The 1803-nt window shown below is 67.4% G+C and carries 2 protein-coding genes and 1 pseudogene; all 3 read right to left on the bottom strand.

The window, feature by feature from the left end:
• Positions 1-134 (bottom strand): annotated as a pseudogene (locus EN742_RS39820) (slipin family protein); the annotation flags it as partial.
• Positions 131-1501, bottom strand: a complete 1371-nt coding sequence (locus tag EN742_RS33860) for a nodulation protein NfeD (protein WP_126055338.1) — start codon at positions 1499-1501, stop codon at positions 131-133. The pseudogene EN742_RS39820 and the gene EN742_RS33860, both read right to left, overlap by 4 nt.
• Positions 1502-1503: 2 nt before the next feature.
• The coding region (locus EN742_RS38860; protein WP_210214506.1) for a hypothetical protein at positions 1504-1803 on the bottom strand (300 nt) is incomplete at its 5' end.

The following is a 1803-nucleotide window of genomic DNA, read 5'->3' as shown; positions in this document are numbered from 1 at the left end:
CCCTTGACCGCGGTGAAGCGGCCGAGCGTGAAGACCACGCCGCGCTCATATTCCCTGAGGATGCGGATGGCCGCCGAAAGGAACATGATCAAGGCCACCGCAACGACCAGATAGGCGACGTAACCGACCATCATCTTATTGCTCCGTTGTTGTTGCCATCGCGGCGCCTGACCGTCAGCACGAGGTCGCTGACATCGGTCACCTCGACGCTGTCGCCAGGCGCGACAGGTTCGTCGGCCCTCGCCCGCCAGCGCTCGCCCTGGGCCAGCACGTGGCCCTCGCCGCCCTGCCAGTCGAGCACCTTGACGGGGAGGCCGCGCATGACCTCGCCGCCGACGCGCGGCGGGTTTTTGCGCGCCGCCCAGACATAGGTTCCGGTGAGAAGCGCCAGCCCCAGCGTCAGCGCCGCGGCGGGGCCGATGACCGCCCATGACATGGCGAAGCCCGGACCCTCGACCTTGAGCAGCATGGCCGCGCCGAGCAGGAAGGCGGCGACGCCGCCCAGGCCCAGCACCACGGTGGGATTGAAGGCCTCGATGACGAGGAAGGCAATGCCGAGCAGCATCAGCGCCAGGCCGGCATAGTTGATCGGCAGGAGGTTGAGCGCATAGAGGCCGAGCAACAGGCAGATCGCGCCGATGACGCCGGGCGCCACGGCGCCCGGGCTGGTGAACTCGAAGATGATGCCGTAGACGCCGACCAGCATCAGGATGACGGCGGTGTTGGGGTCGGTGATGACGGAAAGCAGCCGGATGAACCAGCCGGGCTCCAGCGTCTCGACCGGCAGCCCCTTGGTCGCCAGTACCTTTTTCTGCCCGGCCACGTCGACGGTGCGCCCCTCGGCCAATTGCAAAAGCTCGGTCGTGTCGCGGGCGACGAAGTCGATGACATGCTCCTGCAATGCGGCGTTGGCCGACAGGCTCGCCGCCTCGCGCACCGCCTTTTCGCCCCAGTCGCCATTGCGCCCGCGCAATTCGGCGAGCGAGCGGATAAGCGCCACCGCGTCATTGGTGACCTTGGCCATCATCGCGTCGCCCGCCGCCCGCCCGGTGGCGTCCTTCTGGTCTTTGTCCTTCTCGCCGCCGGGAAGCGACGGCAGCCCGCCCATCTCGACCGGCGTCGCCGCGCCCAGATTGGTGCCCGGCGCCATCGCCGCGACATGGGTGGCGTAGAGGATGTAGGTGCCGGCGCTGGCTGCATGGCCGCCGGCCGGGGCGACATAGCCGATGACGGGCACCGGCGAGGCCAGGATGTCGGCGATCATCTCGCGCATCGAGGTGACCAGGCCGCCAGGCGTGTCGAGCTGAAGGATGAGGACCGCGGCATTGCGTTTGGCGGCGGTGTCGAGCGCCTCCTCGAGCTGCCTTGTGCTCGCCGGCCCGATGGCGCCGTCAATGGCGACGCTCAGCGCGACCTTGCCGGTCCCGTCGGAAGAGAAGGGAGAAACGACGGCCGCGGCCATGAGAGCAGCGGCAAGAAGGGCCACCCGCGCGAAGGTCACGCTCAAAGCTCCATGGAGAAGATATGGGTTGCATTTTGGTGAAGTCCAATGCGGGTGGTGAGGCGAAAGCGGCGCAACCGCCGATCTATCCCCTTGCGGGCGAGATTACGCGCTCGACCGCTTGCGCCAATCTCCAGCGCCGCGCCTGCGCTCGAGGGATCATGCCACGGCGTCATTTGTCCTGTATGGTCGCCAGATGGTCTCGACGGCCTTGGGGGGAAATCAATGCGAAGAATATTGGCGGCATTCATCGTCTTGGGAGCGCTGGCGGCCACCCAGCCGGCCCCCGTCGCATCCTGCAG

This window comes from Mesorhizobium sp. M4A.F.Ca.ET.020.02.1.1, from assembly GCF_004022645.1.
In the GTDB taxonomy this organism is placed as follows: domain Bacteria; phylum Pseudomonadota; class Alphaproteobacteria; order Rhizobiales; family Rhizobiaceae; genus Mesorhizobium.
Note: the sequence above shows the minus strand (reverse complement) of the source record. Positions and strands in the feature narration are given on the sequence as shown.